Source organism: Mesorhizobium sp. M1399 (assembly GCF_040317735.1).
In the GTDB taxonomy this organism is placed as follows: domain Bacteria; phylum Pseudomonadota; class Alphaproteobacteria; order Rhizobiales; family Rhizobiaceae; genus Mesorhizobium.
Map to the genome: position 1 here is coordinate 130318 of NZ_JAMYKZ010000013.1, position 22561 is coordinate 152878.

Below are 22561 nucleotides of genomic sequence, written 5' to 3' on the forward strand. Positions count from 1 at the left end.
TCCTGCCCTCATGCCCTTGCGGGTGGGGGAAGCATGTGGTGAGTGTCCCCATCCGGAGATACGCTCTTGCCTGAACCCGCCAACCATCTCGCCTTCGCGCTGGTCTGCCTCGGCATGGTGCTGACGCCCGGCCCGAACATGATCTATCTGATTTCGCGCTCGCTGTCGCAAGGGCCGAAGGCCGGGCTGATCTCGCTGGGGGGCGTGGCGCTCGGTTTTTTATTCTACGTGCTGTCAGCGGCGTTCGGCATCACCGCGCTGCTGCTCGCCGTGCCCTTCGCCTATGACGTGCTGCGCCTTGCCGGCGCGCTCTATCTGCTGTGGCTTGCCTGGCAAGCGGTGAAGCCGGGCGGGCGCTCGCCCTTCCAGATCCGCGAACTGCCTAAGGACAGGCCGCGCAAGCTGTTCGCCATGGGCCTGATGACCAACCTGCTCAACCCGAAGGTGGCAGTGCTCTATCTGTCGCTGCTGCCGCAGTTCATCAGCCCCGGCAAGGGCCACGTGCTGTCGCAGCTTCTGGTGCTCGGTGCCACGCAGGTCGCCATCAGCCTGACCGTCAACGCCATCATCGCGGTGACGGCCGGCTCGATCGCCATCTTCCTCGCCGGGCGGCCGCTATGGCTGGTGATCCAGCGCTGGATGATGGGCACGGTGCTGACCGCGCTGGCCGTCAAGATGGCAACCGATGCGCAACGCTGATCGGGCCTACATCGGCCGTCTGACCTGCTGTGCCCGCTCCGGTTCGACCACCCTGCGGTAGAGATGCCAGGTCGCGTGGCCAAGGACGGGCATGACGACGGCAAGCCCGGCAAATAGCGGGATCGAGCCGATGACCAGGAGCACGGCGACCATTAGGCCCCACAGCGCCATCTGCAGCGGGTTTGTCATAACTGCGCGCGCCGACGTCTCGACTGCCGAGACCGCGCCGACATCGCGGTCGAGCAGCAGCGGAAAGGCGACGACAGTCGTCGCCAGCACGATCGCGGCGAAGGCGAACCCGGCCAGGTTGCCGAGCAGGATCAGTGTCCAGCCCTTGCTGGTCGTCAGCACCTCGCGAACAAAGCCGACGATAGAGGTCGGAGGCTGATTGCCGTACAGGCTGGTGTAGATCGATTGCGCGGTGAACAGCCAGAGCAGGAACAGTACCAGCAGCATGATGCCGATGACCGCAATCGCGGGCAGCGCCGGCGAGTGGCGCACGTCGAGCGCATGCCACCAGGATGTATCCATGCCGAACTCGCGCCGACGGCTGATTTCGTAAAGGCCGATAGCGGCGAACGGACCGACCAAAGCGAAGCCGGACATCAGCGGATAGATGAGCTGGATGGCATTCGAGCCCGACGTCCACTGCGTCAGGATCAGGCCGACCACCGGATAGATCAGGCACAGGAACACATAATGCGACGGCTTGGCCCAGAAATCCTCTACGCCGAGACGGAGCGCATCGATCAGATCCTCGGTGCTGATGCGGCGCACCGTGGGCTGTACATGCATTCCACGCGCGTCCGCCATGACATGAAAGCCAGCCATAACCTTTCTCCCGTGTGTCGGGGCGGTCACCGCCAGGATGGCCGCCCGCAGCTGCCACTTCAAGAACGGCGATATGATAGCCGATCTCGGCGCGCTTGTCGCCACCACCCGGCGCCAGGGCGCGCCGGGCGGCTGAACGAACAGATTAGGCCGCGAAGCGATCGATCACCTCGGCCAGCCGCACGTGACCGAGGCAAGCGCCTGACCCGGCCGGCTTTTCACCATCCTCGATGGCCTGCGCAAATCGCACGTCCGGATCGCTTTCGATCCGGCGGCGCAACGCCGCCAGCTTGGGATAAGCTGCGCCGTCGACCGCCTTGTGGAACTCCGCCCAGCGCGCCACGCCGATCAGCGTGGTATCGGCAAGCGTCAGCCGGTCGCCGACCAGGAAATCCGTGTCGAGGATCATCGCCTCGAGCTGGTCATGGCGGTTGGTAACGACCTTGCGGCCAAAGTCACGCAAGGTTGCCAGCAGCACCGGCTCGGCCGATTCCATTTCATATGCGGCCCAGAGCGGGGTGAAAGCGGCGGTGAAGCCGGTGTTCACGAAAGCCATCAGCTGGTGCATCCGGTCGGCTTCCGGCGAGCGAGGCTCAAAGCTGATACGACGTTGCGTATCGCGGGCTTCGAGCCAAGCGGCAATCGCCATGGTCTCGGTGAGCACCCTGCCTTCGTCGGTGATCAACACCGGCGTTTCCTGACGGCCGTTGATGCTGGCATAGGCGTCGTTCTTCATTTCAGTGAGCATGTCGACTCGACTCAGGCGGTAGGGCTGTCCGACGCGTTCAAATGCAGCGACGAGCCCCATCGAACTTCCCAGCGGGAAGCCATAAAGGAGGATAGGTTCCATTTCTTTGTCTCTTCCATAATTTAGGGATTACGCTGCGCAGCGAAACTTGACCCTAAACGCTGGTCGCCCCATGTAAATTACGCACTATTCTGTAACCAGGTCCCCCCATGAAAGATGTCGTCTCACGCTGCCCGATCGAAGAGACCATGCGTGTGCTCAGCGGTCGCTGGCCCACCTTGCTGCTCTACTATCTCAAGGACGGCACCAAGCGCTTCAGCGATCTGAGGCGTGACAACCCGACCGTGTCGCACCGCATTCTGGCTCTCGAACTGCGCAAGCTGGAGGACGCCGGGATTGTGCGGCGAACGGCGCATGCCGGCTATCCGCTACGCGTGGATTACGACCTCACGACGCCCGGTCTCAAGCTTGTGCCGCTCATCGAGGCCTTGGGCAGATGGTGGGAACATACCGAGGACGACCGGGTCGGCCAGGCTCCACCGATGCCGGAAACGAGGCTAGACACAGCGGCCTAGCCGATCGTGAAAATCTGACGCTTGCTATCCGAGGCTGGACAACCGCTTTGGATAGGATCCGGCCGAATATCGGAATGCACGGACAGCGCCAGAAGCTGTCATTGCCGAGCAGATACTCTAACGTCGCGTTTGGGCCGGAAGCGGAGATCCGCTTTCGGGATGATTGGGCCAAAAAGCTGACCTTCGCGTCCAGCATAGCGTGGGCTGGTTTGCGCCACTTGCGGACCTTTGCCAATGATGCCGCGAAGGTCGCGTCTCGGACCCGTTGCTGCCCTTCGGTCACAGCTTGGGGCATATCAAAGGTGTGAACACGACAGACAAGCCAGTCGCGGAAATTGGCAACCGGGATGTCTGAACCGAAGGCGCTACCCCAGCCGGCGAACCGCTCGGTATTCGCGCGAGACGCTGAAAAAAACAGCTGTGACCACGAACGCGGCCGGCTGCTGCGGCTGAAGGGACGAGGCGTCGCGATCTGCGGCCCCCTCAGCCGGTCGACTTCTTGAAGTTGGCGAGGGCCTTGTCCCAGTTCAGCACGCGCCACCATTCCTTGAGGTAGTCGGCGCGGCGGTTCTGATACTTGAGATAATAGGCGTGTTCCCAGACGTCGACGCCAATCACCGGACGCGCCCCTAGCTCGAGCGGCGTGTCCTGGTTGGCTGTGCTGACGATGTCGAGCTTCTTGTCCTTGTTCACGACAAGCCATACCCAGCCGGAGCCAAAGCGGCCAAGGCCAACCGCCGTGAGCTTTTCGGTCAGGCCCGCATAGCTGCCGAAGGTGCTGCTTATGGCGGCGTTGAGGTCGCCACCGGGCTGGTTGGGGCCCCCGGGAGTCATCAGCTCCCAGAAGTGAGTGTGATTCCAATGTCCCCCAAGATTGTTGCGCACGCCTTCCGGGACCTTGCCCAGATCTGCCAGAATAGCCTCCATCGGCGTGCTGGCGAGCTCGGGCCAAAGCGGCACGAGTTGATTGCAGGCATTCACATAAGCGGCGTGATGGCGGTCGTGATGGATCATCATCGTGGTCGCGTCGATGTGCGGCTCTAATGCGTTGTTCGCGTAGCCGAGCGGTGGGAGCTTGAAGGGTTGGGTCTCCTGCGCAAAGGCCGCGGCGCCCAACAGGGTTGTGTTGGCTGCCGCGGCCGATGCTCCTGCGAGAAATAGAAGACTCTGACGCCTGTTCATGGTGTAGCTCCGGGTGAAAGTGGAACGCCAATGCTGCATGCTGTTCGTTTACGAGGTGTCGCGACTCCAAGCATCGCTTCGCGAAATTCCCTGAGGGTTAGCCATTGTTCCGATCAGTGTTGAACGAGATAGGTTTCAATCCTGCCGACACCTGCCAGTTCTACATTACAGCGCGGTTCGAGCTTCCAGGAGGTGTGCAGGGCCTGCTTGGTTGCCTCCGAAATCTGCATGCGGTCGGCCACGCCCTGGGACTCGAGCCGGCTTGCAATATTCACGGTTTCGCCCCAGACGTCGTAGACGAACCGATGCCGGCCGATCAGGCCCGCGATCACCGGTCCCGTGTGCACGCCAATGCGGATCCGAAAACCATCGTTGCCCCACGCTAAGGGCTTCAACGCGTCCAGCATGGATTTCCCCAGTGCCACGATCCTGTCGGCATGGTCAGCTGCCGGTTCCGGAACACCGCCCGCAGCCATATAGGCGTCTCCGATGGTCTTGATTTTCTCCACGGCATGCTTCTCCGCCAAGACGTCGAACGTGCTGAATAGCCCGTCGAGGCGTTTGATCAGGTCCGACGGCGGCAACCTTGCCGCTATGCTCGAGAAACCGACAATATCGGCAAAAAGAATGGTCACTTCATCGAACCGGTCGGCAATGAACTCTTCGCCCCGTTGCAGCCGTGCCACGATCTGACCGGGCAGGATCGCATGGAGAAGCGAGTCAGCCCGCCGCTTCTCCGCCTCGATCCGCTGAAGATACTGGTGCTCGCGGTCGAGCCAACGTTTCTTCTCCAAACTCGAGTTGATCCGGGCGCGCAGCAGGACCGGATTGAAAGGTTTAGGCAAGTAGTCGTCGGCCCCCGCCTCGATGCAGCGGACCACCGCGTCCACTTCGTCCAACCCCGATATCATGATGACAGGGATATGCCGCCATCGGCGCTCCGCTTTCAATCGCGAGAGCACCTCGATGCCGTTCATGTCCGGCATTAGGACGTCCAGCAGAACCAGGTCGAACTCGTGTTCCGCGAGGTGAGTCAGCGCCGACGGACCGGACTCGGCAGTGACTACCTGATGACCGTCACGTTGCAAGCGGCGCGAGAGGAGACCGCGGTTGCTGGTGATGTCATCGACGACAAGTATGCGGCCACCGTGACCGGAGCTTGCGTCGTGCTCTGCCTTGATCAGTGCCCGTTCGAGCCCTGCCACATCGATCTCAGCCTGATCCGTGGTCCGCGGTTCCTCGCTGTCGGGTGCGCGCGAGAGGCCGGCAATCGCATCGACATGCGCCAGCAACTCAGCCGCCGCGGCGAGCATCACCCTGACATCCTCTTCCAGCGCGTATTCGTGCAATTCTTCGGCTTCTTCACGAATCATTTCGGAATAGCCAATGATGGCGTTGAGCGGCGTTCGCAAGTCGTGGCGCAGTTTCGCCTCGATCTCGACCCCTGCCCGGTTCTGATTGTCCGCTTTGCCGTGGATCAAGCTGTCGATCAGGCTACTCAATTCGCAAGCAGCGGCGCCAACCTTCTCTAGATCCGGTCTCATGTGGGCCAGACCGAGGTCCTGCACCTGCTCGGTTAGCAACTCCTGAAATCCTGAGATTGCCCGCGCCGGTCCGGCGAGCTGTTGCGCCAGATGGACGGCGATCGCATGGCGTTGGAACTTGTTCTTAGCAGGCATATTTTCAAACCGTCGGTCCGCGCCTCATCGATTCGCGGCAAGCAATTGTTCAATTTTCTGGACAAGTCGCGACAGGTCCACCGGCTTGCTATCGTAGTCATCGCAGCCTGCCTCGAGTGCCATTTCGCGATCGTTGGCCATCGCGTGCGCAGAAAGCGCAATGATCGGGATCCCGGAGGTGGCCGGATCAGCCTTGATCCGCCGGGTCGCCTCCCACCCGTCCATGACCGGCAAGCTCATATCCATGAGGATGAGATCGGGCCTTTCCGAAACGGTGAGTTCCACGCCCGACTGTCCGTTTTCCGCAATGAGGACTTCGAACCCACGCCGTGACAACCGCCGCAAAAGCATGTCGCGGTTCAATTCGTTGTCTTCTACCAGAAGGATCCTCGTCATCTTTAGCTTCCTTCAGCAATGGGGGCGGTTCCGCGATCGGCAATGCTGGCACCTGTCGACCCAAGTGGGAAGATCTGGCGCTCGAGGGCCTCGACCAACTGAGACCGACTATTTGCGCCCTTGATTACAACCGCGACCGCCCTGTCGCGAAGCCACTTGAGCTCGTCCGCCGATAAATCCTTGGAAGTCACGACGACGACCGGAATGTTCTGAAGCTCGGGCACCTGCTGCATCTCGTTCAGGGTCTGGAACCCGTCCATTTCGGGCATCAGCAGATCAAGCAGGACCAGACGCGGTAACAACCGCTTCATCAGCTTGAGGCCGCGCAGGCCATCGCTTGCCTCGTGAACCCGCCAATCCTTCTTGATCAGGATACGCCGAAGGAAGTCGCGGGAGGCTTGATCGTCGTCAATAACAAGCACATCGCGGTTGCCGCCGCCGCAAGCCTCTATTGTTCGTATAAGCTTCTGGGTGTCGATCGGCTTCGTGAGGTATTCGACCGCACCGAGTGAGAGGCCGAGTTCGCGATCTGCAAGTATCGTCGCAAGGATTACCGGAATCTCGCAGAGCTCCTTATCGCCCTTCAGTGAGCGCAGCACTGACCAGCCGTCCTGATGCGGCATGATGATGTCGAGAACGATTGCGGCCGGGCGATGCGCTCGCGCCGCGGCTATGCCTTCCTCGCCGCTTGCTGCTTCGATTGATGCCAGTCCCGCCTCAGCCAAGGACCTGGCGATGAGAGTTCGGGCGGCTGGTTCGTCATCTATGATCAGAACCGCCTGCTCCGAGGGCCTCGACGACAGCGGCTCGGCGGGTTTCTGCTCGCCAGGTTCTTCGTCGCACTCGGCTGGAATCTCCATTGTGAAAGTCGAGCCTTTTCCGAACTCGCTTTTAACGGTTACAACGCCTCCGATCATGCGGCAGAAACTCCGGGTTATGCTGAGGCCCAATCCCGTCCCGCCGTAGTTGCGAGTGGTGGAGGCGTCTGCCTGCGTAAAAGCATCAAAGAGCCGTTCTTGCTGCTTTGGCGTCATCCCGATCCCGGTGTCGGACACTGTGAATATCAGCCAGTCGCCGTCCGATCTCCTCTCGCGTCGAATCGCCAGTGTTACACGGCCCCCCTCGGTGAACTTGGCTGCGTTACTGAGGAGATTGAAGAGGTTCTGACGCAACTTCGTCTGGTCCGAATGCATCTTCCCTAGGTCGCCCGCGAGGTCCATAACGAAACTGTTTCGGTTTTTCGCCATCAGTGGCGCGACTGTGGCCTGGACATCGCGCAACAAGTCGGCGACGTCGAAAGTCTCGAGGAAATTTGCCATCTTATTTGCCTCGATCTTCGACAGATCGAGGATGTCGTTGATGAGCGCGAGGAGATGGCGACCGGCCCCGGCGATCTTTTCCACATCTGGCACGAACTCATTCATTTGCTGGTCGCTCGCCTCTTCGATCAGCATCTCGCTGTAGCCAATGATCGCGTTCAGTGGAGTGCGCAGCTCGTGGCTCATGGACGCGAGGAAGCTGCTCTTGGCCTCATTTGCCGCTTCAGCATGACTCTTGGCCCGCTCGAGTTCGACCTCTCTCTGCTTCAGTTCCGTGATGTCGGTGTAAACGGCGACGGTCCCGCCGTCAGGGGTCTTTCGTTTGCTGACGCGGACCCAGCGTTCTCCGAAGCGACCCTCGTGGACGAAGCCTGCCGGATCCTTCTGGATGCGCAGCCTCTTCGCAATCCATTCCTCCGGCGACGCGCCCTCAAGGTCGACGTGCCCGCTCGCCAAGCGTCTTTTCAGAATATCCTGAAGGCTTTGCCCCGGCAGAGTAGCTCGGTCATTGTCGGGAAAGATTTCGCAGTATTTGCTGTTGGCAAGAAGGACCTTGTCCTCCGAATCGAACAGGACAAATCCGTCAGAAATCGCCTCGAGTGCCGCTCCGATCGTCCGTCTTTGCCGCTCCGCCTCATCCTCCAGTCGTTGCTTGGCAATTGCGCTCGCCCGGAAAAGCCGAAGCGTCCGCGCCATCGCGCCGAGCTCGTCCCCTCCCTCTGCCTGTATTTCGACGTCGTAGCGTCCTTCCGTCAGATTTCCGATTACCCGGTTCAGCCGCCGCAACGGTCCGACGATCGAGCGAAGAACAAGGATGGTGAGAAGTGACCCGATCATCACCACGATGGCCACCAGAACGGCAGCAGTAGTCGCCGTTTTCTGGGTTTCCGTTACGACCTCGTTGCGAGCGGCTTCTGCCTCGGCGCTCGCTCGGTCGACGAGTTTGTTAAGCGCAGCATCCACGTTTGCGCTGTGGGTGCGCGCCTCGGCGAGGAGAGTGTTGCCGATGATGCGGTTGTCTTGAGTATAGCTGTCTGCCGCCTCCAGCGCTGTTTTGACATAGGCATCCATCTCAACGCGGATTTCCCTGACCGCATCCGGTGATGATTTCGAAAGGCGGTCCAGATGTGCCAGTAGTCGCTCGCGCGCCTGCTCGGCATTACGCTGGGAATTCATCAACAAGCTAACCGACAGATCAGTCAGCCAGTATCGCAATTCGCCGAATGTTGCGTGCGCCGCAGCCGCAGTGGACGCGGCGTCGAAAAATGCTTTGGTCTCCGCAGTTCGATCTGCACTGCGATAAAGTGCCTGTGTGAGAAAGATTGACGATACGATAAGGCTGATAAGGCCGGCCGCTGTCAGCGCAGCTATGCGGGCCGAAATCGGTAGATGGGCAAAGGGACGCGCAAAGGGCCTCGCCGGCGCCGATACCGTTTCCACGCGGTGCGGTGATTGTTCCAAAGCGCTCATTTGAACAAGACGATGCTTATCGCGCCTCCCAGATCGCCCGCTTTGCCGCCCTCCTTTGGGTATCCTGTCACGTCGATCTCGCCCTTCGGCTCGCCGTGGCAGGAAAGACACGAGCCAGTATAGTATTCGGGCAGCAGCATTCGAAATGCAGGGCGCCCATCCGCCTCGGTGACTTCCGTGTAGGCTTCTCCCTTTGCTCTCTGCGGATCCAGCAAGACGCTTTCGATGATCCGTGCTTCCCATGCGTCCGGAAGCGATTTGCGGTTGCGCACGAGTTGCTCTGGCGCGGTCACGCGCACCCGAGCTTCGTTGCCGGCCTTGGCAGCGAACTTGTCATTCATCAGACGCGCAAACACCGCTGGCACGAAGCCTTTGAAAGCGGTTCCCGCGCGGTTGATGTTATCTTGCTGTTCGTCCACCACCTCTCGCATCGCCTCAATCTGGGCCTCAAGCAGACGCCGGTCGCGCTCGGTCAATCCGCCCGAAAGCGGGTCGTGGCCGGTGTGTTTTGAGTATGCGGCGATGGCTTCTCTCGTAATGCGCTCACCGTCGAGGTGCTTGTCGCCAAGAGCAGGATCATTGATGAGCGTCTGATAGTTCGAGATGATGCTTCGCCCCGCACGGAGCAATTCCGCGAGTCGCGTTCCCGTCACGACATCCTCGGTAACTCCCGCTCCGATGGCAGACGAGACGACGAGTGCGCAGCCGACAAGAACAGCGGCAATGAAAGTCCGGGTCAACGTTGACATGGCGGACATTTCCGTTCCCTTCAAGGACGGCCTTTAGGGTATATTAGCATAACACGATAAAAGGCGGGGACCCAGCGGCAAACTTTGCTGGTTCCGCAACGAACAGTCTGGGCGACTTGCGACCCGCGAGCTCGGCCCTTTTTGTTGCGCTGTGGGTCGGCTTGAGCGAGATTCTAATCGCCTGCCCGGCAAAAGCCATGATCACCGCTATGTCAGGCGGGCATGACCGTTGCGAGAATTGAAAATTATGAAGGCAAACCAAGCCTGAACAGGCGCATGCTGCTCAGAGCTGCCGGCCTTGGCGCCCTTGCCGGGCTCGCCGCCTGCGCAACCGCCGTGCTGCCCACCGGCGAAGGCGCCGGTGTCTCTGCTTCCGCGGCCGGCACCCTGAGCGGCATTCGGGCCTCAGCCGGTCTTGGACCGCTTGTCGCCGATCCTCGTCTCGAACAGGCGGCCTTGCAGCAGGCCGGCTACATGGCGCGCCGCGGCCGCATGAATCACACCACCGGCTGGGGCAAGGACTTTGCCTCGCGCGTCAAAGACAATGGCATTGCCGGCGCCGCCGCCGAGAACATCGCCGAAGGCCGCTTCGACCAGCAGAAGCTGTTCGATATCTGGGTGCATTCGCCAGGCCACCGCCGCAACATGCTAGACCCGCGCTTCACCCGCTTCGGCCTCGCCTATGTACGCGACGGCCGCGACAACACGCTTCGCTACTGGTGCCTTGTGCTCGGAAGATAGCACGGTTTCGCCTTTGGTCGGCGGAGTCCGTGCCGGATGATCGAGCCGTCAGTCTTTGCGGCCGCCGAGCAACTCCTCGATGTCCTGCGCACAAACCGGTCTGCTGAAATGATAGCCTTGCATTTCGTCGCAATTGTTCCTGCGCAGGAAGGCCACCTGATCATCTGTCTCAACGCCCTCGGCGATGACCCTCAGGTTGAGATTTTGCCCCAATGAAATCACCGCGCTGGCCACAGCCTGGTCGTTCTCGTCGGCGGCGAGGTCCTTGATGAAGGACTTGTCGATCTTCAGCCGCGCCACGGGAAAGGTTTTGAGTGCGCTGAGGCTGGAATAGCCTGTGCCGAAATCATCGATCGAGATCTGGACACCCAGGCTTTGCAGGGCGTTCATGGTCGCGACGGCGAGCTCGATATCCTGCATGATAAGGCTCTCGGTCACCTCCAGCTCGAGATACCTGGCCTCCAGGCCGCTGTCCTTCAGCGCGCTGACGATGCGATCGATCAGGTTGCGTTCCCTGAATTGCCGCGCCGACACATTCACGCAAACGGTCAAGGGCGGCAGCCCGGCGTCTTGCCAGGCTTTGTTCTGCCGGCACGCCTTATGCAGAACCCAGTCGCCGATCGGTACGATCAGACCTGTCTCCTCGGCGGTCGGGATGAACATCGTCGGCATTATCGTGCCAAGCGTTGGATGGTTCCAGCGTATCAGCGCCTCGACCGCAAAAATCCGACCTGACCGAAGGTCCACTTGCGGTTGGTAGAGCAGAGTGAATTCCGAACGCGCCAAGGCGTTTCGCAACTCTTCCTGAAGCACGAATTTTTCATGCGCCCGGGTATTGAACTCCGGAGCGTAAAACTGGAAATTGTCGCGGCCGAACTCCTTGGCGCGATACATGGCCGCATCGGCATTTGCCAGCAGCGTATCGGGATCAGTCCCATCCTTCGGATAGTTGGCAATGCCTATGCTGGCCGTCGCCCGCACAAGATGCGCTCCGAGCCGAACCGGTTCGGCGAGTGCCGACCTGAGCTTTTGCAAGGTCTCGGAAACGAGATCGACGTTCGCCGGCTGGTCGAAAAGCACGATGACGAATTCGTCGCCGCCAAGCCGCACGACGGTATCGGTTGCCCTCACGCAGTCGACCATGCGACTTGCGACGATCTTCAGAAGCTCGTCTCCGGCATTGTGGCCGAGCGTGTCGTTGACAAATTTGAAATTGTCCAGATCGATGAACACCACCGTCACCCAGCGATCGTATCGCTGGGCGTACAGGACCGCCTGCGAAAGCCGATCCTCGAGCAAGGCGCGATTGGGAAGCCCGGTCAGCACGTCATGATTGGCCATGAAGTGGATCCGGTCTTCAGCCTGTTTGCGTTCGATGGCGATCCCGGCGATGCGCGTGGTGAAATCGATCAGGCGGGTCTCGGCCTCGGTCGGTTCGCGCACCGTCATCGAATACATCGCAAAGACGCCAAGCACCGCGCCCTGATGCGACAGGATCGGGGTCGACCAGCACGAACGCAAACCGTGCGGCCGCGCGAGTTCGCGATAATCCTGCCAAAGCGGATCCTGCATGATGTCAGCGACAATCGCCGGCTCGTGCCGATAGACCGCCGTTCCGCAAGACCCCGCCCGAGGGCCGACCGCGGCGCCGTCGACGGCGTCGGTGTAGTCTTTCGCCAGGCTCGGCGCGGCGGCGTGGCGCAAGTGGCTGCCATCCTTGTCGAGCAGCAAGACCGAACCGAATATCCCCGCCAGTTGGGACTCGACCAGACGCATGAGCCGCTCGAGCACGTCTTCGAGGGGAGCGCTCTTTGCGATCATCTCGAGGATATGCGCCTGCCCATCGCGAAGGATTTCGGCCTGCTTGCGCGCAGTGATGTCGCGGGCAATGCCGACGAGGCCGAAAATGTTGTTTTGAACGTTGCGCAACGGCAGTTTCGTAGACAGGAACCATTTGCCGGTGCCTGACGCATCGACGACGAACTCCTCCTCGTCGATCATCGGTTGTCCGTCGCGCATCAGTTGCTGCTCGACGAAGCGAAATTTCTGCGCAAGATCCGGCGCATGAAGGTCGAAGTCGCTCAGGCCGATCATGTCGCTCGTGCTGTCTCGACCGCTGTCGGACGCAATGGCTCGGTTGGCGACGACGAAGCGGCTTTCGGTGTCCTTCACCCACATGTAGTCAGGCACCAGGTCGATCAGCGTCTGCAAGGAGATACGCTCGTCGACAACCAAGCGGTTGGCGCTGAGCTCGCTGATGTCCTCGTGCGTGGCCACCCAGCCGCCGTCAGGCATCGGTTGATGGCAGACCTGAATTGTCCGGCCATCGGCGAGCTCGGCTGTCCAGTTCCCCGAAGCAGTGCCCGAATTGACTGCCCGGGCCAACGCCAGATAGGCGTCCGCATTCATTGCCGAGGTCCCGACAGCGACGCGCCGCTCGACGATTTCGCGCAGCGCCGCCCCCGGCTGCAATTGCTCCGGCGCAAGGCGATAGATTTCCGCATAGCGCCGGTTGCACAGGATCAGCCGTTCATCGGCGTCAAAAAAGCAGATGCCTTGCGAGATGTTCTCGATCGCGGTCTGGAACCGCAGTGCCTGGTCTTGAAGCGCTGCAATCGTGGCGCGAAGCTCGCGCTCGAGCGCCTCATATGAGGCAGTCGCCAGTTGTGCCAGCGTCGTCAAATTGGCGGATTCGGGCACTTCGGCGGTTTGCCTGGATGATTTCGTGGCCAAATACAGTTCCTCCCGCTGATGCTTGAGGCAAGCAAAGGAGGCTCGCCTTCAACCCAAAAGCGAGTGCATATTGGTCGGGATATACTAATGGCAGGTGAACCGGCTCAACGCCGACGCGACCGGCACAGGCAACGGAAGCCGTGAGTCGGTCGCGGTTGCCGGAGCCGTGAGACTTAGTCCATATGCGCGGCAGGCGCTCCACCGGCGGGCGGCGCAGCCTTTGGCTTGCGCAGCAGGAAAACAAACGGGACGGCAAGCAGTGTCATCATCATCAGCAGCTTGAAGTCATTGACGTAGGAGACCATCATCGCCTGGATATTGACCATGCCATCCATCAGCGACAGCGCCGTCGGATCGCCGCCCGCCGCTGCCGGCGACGCCGCCCAGAGGTTGGGATTGAACGGATTGATATAGGCCGAGAGCTCAGCGTGGTTGATCTGCGTGTTGCGTACCAGCAGAACCGTCACCACCGACACGCCGATCGACGAGCCAAGATTGCGCACCAGGCTGAACAACGCCGTGGCATCGGTGCGGAAGCGTGCGTCGAGCGTGGCGAAGGCCACGGTGGACAGCGGCACGAACACCATTCCCATTCCAAGGCCCTGGATGACGCCGGAGCTGAGGATAAGCCAGTTGTCCATCTGCGGCGAGAAGCTGGACATCGTATAGAGCGATTGCGCGGTCAGCAGGAAGCCGATGACGACGAGGATCCTGGCATCGATCCTGTGCATGATCCGCCCGACGAACAGCATCGCGATCATCGTGCCGACACCGCGTGGCCCCAGGACGATGCCGATGGTGAGGGTCGGATAGCCGAAGATGGTCGACAGCATTGGCGGCAGCAGCGACATGCTCGCCAAAATGAGCACGCCCATGACAAAGATGAACGCCAGCCCGGTGACGAAATTGCGATCGAGGAAGATCTTCGGGTCGATAAAGGGGTGCTCCGCCGTCAACGTGTGAATGGTGAATACCCAGAAGCCGGTGATGGAAAGACCAAGCTCGATCCATATCTCGATCGAGGAAAACCAGTCGACCTCACCGCCACGATCGAGCATCAGTTGCAGCGCGCCGACACCGAGCGAGAGCATGGCGAAGCCGAAGAAATCGAAGCTGCGCACCCGCCGGGCCACGCTGGGGAGATATGCGGCCATGCCGAGGAAGGCGATGATGCCGACCGGCAGGTTGATGAAGAACACCCAGCGCCAGTTGAAATTCTCGGTCAGCCAGCCACCCAGCGTCGGGCCAAGGATCGGTCCCAGCATGATGCCGGCGCCCCAGATGGCCATGGCCTGGCCGTGGCGTTCCCTAGGGTTGATGTCGAGCAGGAAGGTCTGCGACAGCGGCACGATGGCCGCGCCGAAGACGCCTTGCATCAGCCGGAAGAGAACGATGGTCTCCAGGCTCCAGGCTATGCCGCACAGCATGGAGAAGACGGTGAAGCCGACCACCGCAGTCAGGAACAGCTCCTTGCGACCGAAGCGGTCGGCAAGCCAGCCGGTCACCGGCGTCATGATCGCGGCGGCAACGATGTAGGAGGTCAGCACCCAGTTGATGTTGTCGGGGGAGGCGCCGAGATCGCCGGTCATGGTCGGCAGCGCGACGTTGGCGATCGTCGTGTCGAGCGCCTGCATGATCGTCGCCAGCATGAGCGCAACTGTGATCAGGCCGCGGTGCGGTACTTCGCGAAAGGGTTCTGGGGTGCTCATGACGTAAAACTTCCAGCAGGTAACAAAAACGTGTACATTAGGTTTCCGGACGGCGAGGCCCTCGCTGCAGAGAGACCCTCATCGCGGTGGGACGCGAGCATCGATGTGGGGGTTACATCGACTGAGCGTCTCGACAAAGCGGGCGCCTGCCGCCCGGAAACCTGAGGACCGAAGATCCTGCGCAACGTTGTCTGGTTTAGCCAGGCCGCAGCGCAGCCCGTCTACGCATTCAACTCTTCCTGCGCCTCCCTCGGACCAATCCTGTCACCTGCATCCATCTCGCTGTTTGCCATGCGGCCGCTGTCAGGCCTCTTTACTTGGCCTCGCCTGCCGTGGCGCGGCGGAAAATGCCCGGCAGCCCGCGGGAAACGCCGGTGTCCACCGTGACGGTCGCGCTCATGCCGGTGCGCAGCGCCATCTTGGCGTCGGCGTCGGTCAACTCCAGGCGGACCGGAATGCGCTGCGTGACCTTGACCCAGTTGCCGGTGGCGTTCTGCGCGGGCAGCAGCGAGAACTCGGCCCCGGTGCCGGCGCCAATCGCCTTGACGGTGGCTTCGAACGTCTTGCCCGGATAGGTGTCGACCACGATTTCGGCCTTTTGGCCCGGATTCATGTTGGTGAGCTGCGTTTCCTTGAAATTGGCGTCGACCCAGGTATCGCCGGTCTCGACCAGCGAAAACAGCGGCGTGCCCGAGCCGACATACTGGCCGACCTTGAACGAAGCGGCCTGGCTGATGATGCCGTCGGCAGGCGCTTTGACTGTTGTCTGGACCAGATCGTAGGCCGCCTTGTTGCGTGCGGCGAGCGCCGCCATCACTGTCGGATGCTTGTCGGTCTCGATGTCGGGATTGCCGCCAAGTGCCGCCTTGGCGCTGACGATCCCTTGCTGGGCCACGGCCAGCTGCTGCTTGGCCTTGTCGAGGTCGTTCTTGGCCTCGTCCAGCGACGACTTGGCGTTGATGCCCTTGCGGGCAAGGTCGGCGGCGCGGTCATACTGCGACTGCGCGTACTGGACCTGGCTTTCGTCGGACTTCTCTTGCGCCAGCGCCTGGCTATAGGCCGCACGCAGCTGCTCGACATTGAGCCGCGCGCCGGCCACCGCCGCATCGGCCTGGGCCAATGCGATCCGGTAGGGCTCGGGATCGATGGCGAACAACACGTCGCCCTGCTTGACAGACTGGTTGTCGAAAATATCGACCTGAACGATGCGGCCCGCCGTATCGGCGGCTATCGACACCTTGGCCTGCTGCAGATTGGCGTTCTCGGTCTCCTGATAGCGGCCGCCGGTCACCCAGACATAGCTGCCGCCGGCGATCAACGCAGCGGGCAGCACAAACATCAAAAGGAAGCGGCCGGCACGACGCTTCTTCTTCGGCGCCACTGGCGCCGGAGCTACCTGCGGAGCGACCGTGACCGGAGCTGCCGCCGGCTTCGCGGGAGCTTCCATCTCCAGCTTGGCCGCATTCTTATCTACTTTGGCTACCGCGTTCATGCTGCTGCGCCTTCCGTATTCTTCACTTTTTCCGAGGGCGGCGTCTCACCATCCGCAAGATTCTGCACCATTGTCTCCAGCGCCTTGACCAGGACGCGGCGATCTTCCGGCGAAACGCCAACGAGCGATTCCTCATACACCTCGCCGGCAAGGCTCTTGACGTGGGCGTAGGCTGCGTTCGCCTTGGCGGTCGGGAAAATCATGCGCACTCGTCTGTCGGTTGCGTCGGGACGGCGCTCGATCCAGCCGCCCTCCTCCATGCGATCGACAAGGCGCGAGACGCTGATCGGCTCGATTTCGAGAAGCTCGGCAAGCCGCGCCTGCGCGACACCCGCCTCCTTGGCGACACGGACCAGAAGCCGCCATTGCGCCGAAGAAAGGCCGAAACCACTGGCGCGCGCCTCGAAGCGCTTGCGCATCAGGCGCTGCACGTCGTGGATCAAAAAGCCCAATCTGTCGATGCCGTCGGAAACCATGAGCGACATATATAATAAGCGTGCTCATAATTCAAGGAACCCGGATTGTGCCAGAAGGCGGCAAATGTACATGGCAGTCACATCATGAGCGATTGCGAATGAGCATCGTGACCACGAAGAAAGCGCCGACCGAACTGGTGATGATGCCGATCGGCAGTTCCTGCGGCGGCAGCAGCGTGCGCGCGAGAAGGTCGCTTGCCAGCAACAGCACCGCTCCGAAGAGGGCGCAGCTTGCAATCAGGCGCAGATGAAGCGGGCCGGCCAGGGTCCTGGACAGATGTGGGATCATCAAGCCAACGAAACCTATGACGCCTGCGACCGAGACAAGGATCGCCGTCGAGAAAGCGGCGACGAGAAATGTCATCCTGCGCATCCGCGCAACCGGGACGCCGAGGCTTTCAGCGGCATTCTCGCCGGCCAGGAAAGCGTCGAGCCGGCGGTGGTTCCAAAGTCCATAAACAAGGATGGTGCCTGCGCCCAGAGCAGCCAGCTCGATATTGTCCCAACGGGCCAGCCCGAGCCCGCCCATCGTCCAGAACAACACCGAGTGAGCGGCGCGCTGGTCTCCGGCAAAGACGAGATAGTTAGTCAAGGCGGTGAACATGAACGAGACGGCAAGCCCGGCGAGGATCAGCCGTTCGGGGCCTTGCCCCCTCACCCGCGAAACCAGCAAAAGCACGATGCCGGCGGCCAATACGCCGCCCGTGAAGGCCGCGACCGGCAACGTCCAGATACCGAAATGGTCGCCAAAAATGGTGATGACGGAAACCGCGCCGGCCGCGGCTCCGGACGACAGGCCGAACAAGAACGGATCTGCGAGGTCGTTGCGCGTTACGTCTGCAGCAGCGCGCCGATGACGCCCAGCCCGGCGCCGACACAGATGGCCATAATCGTGCGCGGTAGCCTAAGATCGAGGACGATCTTGGCAATCGGGATCTTGCCGGCCGGACCGGACACGATGTCTCCGTCCAGCCCGGCGGCATGTCCGAGCGCAGCAATCACGTCGCTCAACGCGATGACCGTCGATCCATAGGCAATCGACAGCAGAGCAAGAGCGGCAATCGCTGCTGCTCCTGCTGTCATCGCCAATTCGAACGCTCTCTGGCGCAAGCTCAGAAAGCTTCCGGGTGCATCGCCCTGGCGATCTTGCCGATCGCCTCGATGTTGGCAGGCCCAGGCGTCAGTTCGGCATAGCGCAGCGCAATGAAGTGCTCATTTTTGACCGCCTCAGTCTCCTTCATCGCCGGATGAGCTTTCAGGAAATCGAGCAGTTTTCTGTAGCCGCCGTCCTGGTAGTCGAGCAGGATAAGAAATTGCGGATTGCGGGCCGCCACCGTCTCCCAATCCGTATTGCCCCAGCTCGTCGGCATGTCGGCCATGATGTTGTCGCCGCCGGCTGCGGCGATCATGGCGCTGGGGATCGCGAACTTGCCTGATGTGAAGGGTTTGTCTTCGCCGGAGTCGTAAAGAAACACACGCGTTCCCGTGCGGTCGCCGATCTTTGCCGTGATATCGGCGAGCTGCGCCTTCCAGTTCGAAACAAGCTTTCCCGCCTCCGCCTCCTTGCCAAAAATCTTGCCCAGCTTTTCGACATCACCATAGAGCAGGTCCATCGAGGCTGCGGGGCGGTTCTGGTCGAGATGGACGCAACTTTCCGTCGGCACCAGCGTCTTGATACCGTGCGGGGCCAGCGTATCGGGCGTCACCTCGCCGCCAGGCTTCATGCCGTAATACCAGCCGGCGAAGAAGAAATCGGGCTCGACGGCGACGAGGTTTTCGAGGGTCGGGTATTTCGGCGCGAGTTCCGGGATCGCGCCCTGCTCGGCCTTGAATTCCGGACCGACCTTATACCATCCGGTGATGCCGGTCAGGCCGACGATCGATGGTTGCAGCCCCAGCGCGAAGGCCATCTCCGCCATGTTCAGATCTTGGATGACGGCGCGCTTCGGCGCGGCGTCGAACGTCAGCGGCGTGCCGCAGCTATCAACGGTTACCGGGAAAGCGAAGGCGGTCTGGGCAAGTAGGAGGGAGGCAAAAGACAGTACGAGGCGTTTCACGGATGTTGCTCCTTGGTCAAATCGGGATGTGAAGAGGCGCGGTTCGGAACGTCGAAGACCGTGAGTTCGCGGTCTTCGGTGGGATGGCGCAGCCAAAGCACGTCAACGCCGAAAATCTCGCGGATCAACTTCTTGGTCAGCGCCTCGCGCGGACTGGCAAGTGCCTGCAGGCGGGCCTCGTTCATCACCGCGACCCTGGTGGCAAATGGCGTGACAAGCGACAGATCATGAAGCACCGCCACGACGGTCATGCCAAACTGCGATACGAGTTCGAGAAGGTCGCTGCGGGCGCGCGGATCGAGATGATTGGTCGGTTCATCGAGGAACAGGATTTTGGGCTCCTGGGCGATGGCGCGCGCCAACTGGGCGCGTTGCCGCTCGCCACCGGATAGCGAGCCGATCGTGCGGCCGAGCAGCGGCAGCAGGCCGGTTCTGCGAAGTGCTTCAATGACGATGTCGCGTTGCTCGCTCCTCCGTCGCAAGCCGGCATGCGGGACGCGCCCAAGCTCGACGTAGTCGATCACGGCAAGCCGCGGATCAGGCTGGTCGGTCTGGCCAACGACCGCCATGTGCAGTGCCCGCTCGGCGTCCGAAAACCTCTCCAGCCGGCGTCCGGAAAATCTCACATCTCCCGCGCTTGGCCGCAGCGTACCGCATAGCATGCGCAGCAGCGTCGTCTTGCCGGCGCCGTTGGGGCCGATGATGGCGAGGCGGTCGCCCGGCGCTATCGAAAGGCTCACCGCGCTGACCAGGCACCGGCCATTCGTCGTCGCGCTCAGTTCACACGCTTCAAGAAGAGGCTGGGAGGCGTCCAACTTACCGTCACTTTCTCAATGGCGACGGAAGGAAGCTGGACGGACCGGCCGACAAGACCGATGTCCACGTCTCCTCCCGGCACACCCCGTCCGGTCAACTCATGCTGATGGCAGGTCTCCTGGCTCGCGGGTCTTTGCGCCATCCTGCCTTCCCAGCCTTGCCGGCCAGTGGCACTTCGGATTTTGCTAACCGCTTACAGTTGCGGGGGCAGCCACGGCCTCGATCCGAAGATCTCACCGTGTTCCCTTTTCACCCCTTGCCTTTCGACTCGGGGACCATCAGTCAGCCACCCTAGTTTTCCGCCAATCACAGCGCAATAAGTCTTGTCAGAAGGAGCCATATAGATCTCGTGATGTAATAACGTTACATTTAAAAGGACGTTTGCCCGCTTCCTGTCAAGCCTTTTCGCGCGACGCCTGCGAATTGCCGACGACCGTCGCTCTCGATTTGCGCAGTGCGCAATTTCGATCAAACTGCCTCCGCCAGGAAGCGGCACCATAATCTTGCCAATATAAGACATGGCCAATGTAAAGACTGGGCCATGTAAAGACTGGGCCAATGCGGAGACTGGGCCAATGCGAGGTGCCAAATGAATCCGACCGAGAAGGCGCTGTGGTTCGTCGAAAGCCATCTGCCCGAAGCAGTCTCGCTGGACGATGTCGCCAAGAGCAGCGGGGTGTCGCGCTTTCATGTGACGCGGGCTTTCGGCGCGGCTACCGGCCGTTCGGTGATGAGCTACGTCCGTTCTCGCCGACTGACCGAAGCGGCGCGCAAGCTTGGCGCCGGCGCACCCGACATCCTCTCGGTCGCGCTCGACGCCGGCTATGCCTCGCATGAGGCCTTCACCCGCGCCTTCCGCGACCAGTTCGGCACCACGCCGGAACTGGTACGCGCACAAGGCTCGCTCGACAACCTCGATCTTGTGGAGCCGATCCTGATGGACCAGTCCTTTCTCGCCACTCTCGAACCACCGCGTTTTGAGACCAGCCGGCCGTTTCTCATCGCCGGTCTCGGCGAGCGTTACAGCTGCGAAACCAGCGCCGGCATCCCGATGCAGTGGCAGCGGTTCGGCCCCTATATTGGCAACATTCCAGGCGAGATCGGCGACGTCGCCTATGGCGTCTGCGTCAACGGCGACGACGCCGGCAATTTCGACTACATCGCTGGCGTCGAAGTGTCCGATTTTTCGGACCTGCCGAGGGAGTTTTGGCGTGTGCGCGTGCCGGCGCAGAAATACGGCGTGTTCGCCCATCGTGACCATATCTCGACCATCCGCCGCACGGTCAACACGATCTGGAACAAATGGCTGCCAGCCTCTGGGCACGAGATCGCCGATGCGCCGGAATTCGAGCGTTACGGCCCCGAATTTGATCCGCGCAGCGGCAATGGCGGGCTGGAAATCTGGATACCGATCAAAGGGTGAGGCACGGCAGGCCGACGCCGAAGCGCCGGAAGCGCTGCTACAGTTCCAGGTTCCAGTTCTGGCCGACCAGATCCCTGCCGAAGGAATGGTGGCACTCCTCGTTGGTCAATTTAAAGCCCACAGACTCATAGATGTGGCGGGCGGCGGCGAGCACGTCGTTGGTCCACAGCGTCAGTGTCCTGTAACCCGTGGCGCGGCAAAAGCCGATACATTCCTCGACCAGCCGCTTGCCGATGCCGAGACCTCGCGCCGAGGGCTCGACGTAGAGCAGGCGCAATTTCGCCACCGCGTCCGACTGGCGCACGACGAAGACGGAGCCGACGACCTCGCCTTCCCGCTCGGCGATCCAGCTGCGTTCCCATTTCGGATCGAAGGATTTGACGAATGTGCCGAGGATTTCAGCGACCAGCGCCTCATAGGTTTCGTCCCAGCCATATTCCTGCGCGTAGAGCAGGCCCTGGCGATGGATGATCCAGCCGATGTCGCCGACCTGCAGAGGCCGCAGCGTGTAGGGAATGTTGGGTTCGGCGGTCGCGCCCAGCAGACGCTGCACCGTCTGCATGGCCTTGACCAGCCTGTCCTGTTCGGGAACCGAAAGCCGGTCGAGCAATGCCGCGACCTGGTCGTGCGAGCCCTGGTTCAGCGGCGCGAAAGCCTGCCGCCCGGCCTTGGTCAGGGCGATCGACGAACGCCTTGCATCCGCCTCGATCGTGGCGCGCTCGACCAGATGACGTTCCTCGAATTTCTTCAGCAGCCGGCTGAGATAACCGGGATCGAGGCCGAGATCGCGCCCAAGGTCCGTGGCGGTCAGGCCATCGCGATGCGCCAGTTCATAGAGCACCCGCGCCTCGGTCAGCGAGAAGGTGCTTTTCAGCAGCCCTTCGTCGAGCAGCCCGATCTGGCGGGTATAGAAGCGGTTGAAGGCTCGCACCGCGTCGATCCGCTCCTTGCCTGGGTGATGATGAATGGTCATGGCATCCTCCTGCCGGTAAGATCAGCCATTTAGTTGACTTGGTCAAGTATCTGTTTGAAGCATCCGTTTGAAGCAATTGTTCTGATGATGCTCACCGGGCGCCTTGACTCGCGCGAGTTGCCAGACTATTTCAGCGCCACGTTAGCACTCCCCCAAGATGAGTGCTAACCATGTCCGGCGCCGCCGGACGGAGGAACTGTTCTCACCATTCTCATCGAGGAATAAAAAATGGCAAAGTCGAAGTTCCGCCCGCTTCATGACCGCGTGGTCGTTCGTCGGGTCGAATCCGAATCCAAGACCGCGGGCGGGATCATCATCCCCGACACGGCGAAGGAAAAGCCGCAGGAAGGCGAGATCATCGCCGTCGGTTCCGGCGCCCGTGACGAAGCTGGCAAGCTCGTCCCGCTGGACGTCAAGGCCGGCGACCGCATCCTGTTCGGCAAGTGGTCGGGCACCGAAGTCAAGCTCAATGGCGAAGACCTTCTGATCATGA

General features: G+C 61.3%; 19 protein-coding genes, 1 pseudogene and 1 riboswitch. Of the genes and pseudogenes, 5 read left to right on the top strand and 15 right to left on the bottom strand.

Going from position 1 to position 22561, the window contains the following annotated elements; all coding sequences use genetic code 11:
* Window positions 1–66 precede the first annotated feature (66 nt).
* Window positions 67–699, top strand: coding sequence for a LysE family translocator (locus NKH05_RS23420; protein ID WP_023674336.1), 633 nt, complete (start codon window positions 67–69; stop codon window positions 697–699).
* A gap of 6 nt (window positions 700–705) precedes the next feature.
* Here the strand turns inward: NKH05_RS23420 and NKH05_RS23425 are convergent, their stop codons facing one another.
* A complete protein-coding gene (locus NKH05_RS23425) occupies window positions 706–1530 on the bottom strand; it encodes a DUF2189 domain-containing protein (protein ID WP_352588536.1) in 825 nt (274 codons plus the stop codon).
* Between the two features lie 145 nt (window positions 1531–1675).
* The gene (locus NKH05_RS23430; RefSeq protein ID WP_352856448.1) at window positions 1676–2380 is read right to left on the bottom strand and encodes a glutathione S-transferase family protein; all 705 of its coding nucleotides are present in this window, start codon (window positions 2378–2380) and stop codon (window positions 1676–1678) included.
* 107 nt (window positions 2381–2487) lie between these two features.
* Here NKH05_RS23430 and NKH05_RS23435 point away from each other — a divergent pair, with 107 nt between their 5' ends.
* Window positions 2488–2853, top strand: coding sequence for a winged helix-turn-helix transcriptional regulator (locus NKH05_RS23435; RefSeq protein WP_352849100.1), 366 nt, complete (start codon window positions 2488–2490; stop codon window positions 2851–2853).
* 483 nt (window positions 2854–3336) lie between these two features.
* On the opposite strand, the gene NKH05_RS23440 is transcribed toward NKH05_RS23435, so the two are convergent.
* The 5 genes from NKH05_RS23440 to NKH05_RS23460 all read right to left on the bottom strand — a co-directional run bounded on the left by NKH05_RS23440 (window position 3337) and on the right by NKH05_RS23460 (window position 9657).
* Complete coding sequence (locus NKH05_RS23440) at window positions 3337–4035, bottom strand: superoxide dismutase (protein WP_353026196.1); 699 nt, start codon at window positions 4033–4035, stop codon at window positions 3337–3339.
* A gap of 113 nt (window positions 4036–4148) precedes the next feature.
* On the bottom strand, window positions 4149–5714 hold the full coding sequence (locus NKH05_RS23445) for an adenylate/guanylate cyclase domain-containing protein (RefSeq protein ID WP_352481731.1): 1566 nt from the start codon (window positions 5712–5714) through the stop codon (window positions 4149–4151).
* A 24-nt stretch (window positions 5715–5738) separates the two neighbouring features.
* Complete coding sequence (locus NKH05_RS23450) at window positions 5739–6110, bottom strand: response regulator (RefSeq protein WP_023717114.1); 372 nt, start codon at window positions 6108–6110, stop codon at window positions 5739–5741.
* A gap of 2 nt (window positions 6111–6112) precedes the next feature.
* A complete protein-coding gene (locus NKH05_RS23455) occupies window positions 6113–8899 on the bottom strand; it encodes an ATP-binding response regulator (protein WP_352909495.1) in 2787 nt (928 codons plus the stop codon).
* On the bottom strand, window positions 8896–9657 hold the full coding sequence (locus tag NKH05_RS23460; protein ID WP_023717112.1) for a Tll0287-like domain-containing protein: 762 nt from the start codon (window positions 9655–9657) through the stop codon (window positions 8896–8898). The genes NKH05_RS23455 and NKH05_RS23460 overlap by 4 nt, the downstream gene beginning before the upstream one ends.
* A 213-nt stretch (window positions 9658–9870) precedes the next feature.
* Here NKH05_RS23460 and NKH05_RS23465 point away from each other — a divergent pair, with 213 nt between their 5' ends.
* Complete coding sequence (locus NKH05_RS23465; protein ID WP_023717111.1) at window positions 9871–10389, top strand: CAP domain-containing protein; 519 nt, start codon at window positions 9871–9873, stop codon at window positions 10387–10389.
* Window positions 10390–10437: 48 nt separating this feature from the next.
* On the opposite strand, the gene NKH05_RS23470 is transcribed toward NKH05_RS23465, so the two are convergent.
* The 7 genes and pseudogenes from NKH05_RS23470 to NKH05_RS23500 all read right to left on the bottom strand — a co-directional run bounded on the left by NKH05_RS23470 (window position 10438) and on the right by NKH05_RS23500 (window position 19671).
* On the bottom strand, window positions 10438–13122 hold the full coding sequence (locus NKH05_RS23470) for an EAL domain-containing protein (RefSeq protein ID WP_353026198.1): 2685 nt from the start codon (window positions 13120–13122) through the stop codon (window positions 10438–10440).
* A 173-nt stretch (window positions 13123–13295) separates the two neighbouring features.
* A complete protein-coding gene (locus NKH05_RS23475; RefSeq protein WP_352495547.1) occupies window positions 13296–14831 on the bottom strand; it encodes a DHA2 family efflux MFS transporter permease subunit in 1536 nt (511 codons plus the stop codon).
* Window positions 14832–15144: 313 nt separating this feature from the next.
* Window positions 15145–16323, bottom strand: coding sequence for an HlyD family secretion protein (locus NKH05_RS23480; protein ID WP_023717108.1), 1179 nt, complete (start codon window positions 16321–16323; stop codon window positions 15145–15147).
* On the bottom strand, window positions 16320–16799 hold the full coding sequence (locus NKH05_RS23485) for a MarR family winged helix-turn-helix transcriptional regulator (protein ID WP_023717107.1): 480 nt from the start codon (window positions 16797–16799) through the stop codon (window positions 16320–16322). The genes NKH05_RS23480 and NKH05_RS23485 overlap by 4 nt, the downstream gene beginning before the upstream one ends.
* Window positions 16800–16881: 82 nt before the next feature.
* Window positions 16882–17882, bottom strand: a pseudogene (locus tag NKH05_RS23490) (FecCD family ABC transporter permease).
* A 29-nt stretch (window positions 17883–17911) separates the two neighbouring features.
* On the bottom strand, window positions 17912–18856 hold the full coding sequence (locus tag NKH05_RS23495; RefSeq protein WP_023717105.1) for an ABC transporter substrate-binding protein: 945 nt from the start codon (window positions 18854–18856) through the stop codon (window positions 17912–17914).
* Entirely contained in the window at window positions 18853–19671 is an 819-nt protein-coding gene (locus NKH05_RS23500) for an ABC transporter ATP-binding protein (RefSeq protein WP_352481736.1), read from the bottom strand. Before NKH05_RS23500 ends, NKH05_RS23495 begins: the two co-directional genes overlap by 4 nt.
* 92 nt (window positions 19672–19763) lie before the next feature.
* Window positions 19764–19967: riboswitch (cobalamin riboswitch) on the bottom strand.
* Window positions 19968–20261: 294 nt separating this feature from the next.
* Here NKH05_RS23500 and NKH05_RS23505 point away from each other — a divergent pair.
* Window positions 20262–21095: a GyrI-like domain-containing protein gene (locus NKH05_RS23505; RefSeq protein WP_352642913.1), complete on the top strand. Its 834-nt coding sequence runs from the start codon at window positions 20262–20264 to the stop codon at window positions 21093–21095.
* Between the two features lie 37 nt (window positions 21096–21132).
* On the opposite strand, the gene NKH05_RS23510 is transcribed toward NKH05_RS23505, so the two are convergent.
* Window positions 21133–22068, bottom strand: coding sequence for a bifunctional helix-turn-helix transcriptional regulator/GNAT family N-acetyltransferase (locus NKH05_RS23510; RefSeq protein WP_023717102.1), 936 nt, complete (start codon window positions 22066–22068; stop codon window positions 21133–21135).
* A gap of 228 nt (window positions 22069–22296) precedes the next feature.
* Here NKH05_RS23510 and NKH05_RS23515 point away from each other — a divergent pair.
* The coding region (locus tag NKH05_RS23515; RefSeq protein ID WP_352972519.1) for a co-chaperone GroES at window positions 22297–22561 on the top strand (265 nt) is incomplete at its 3' end.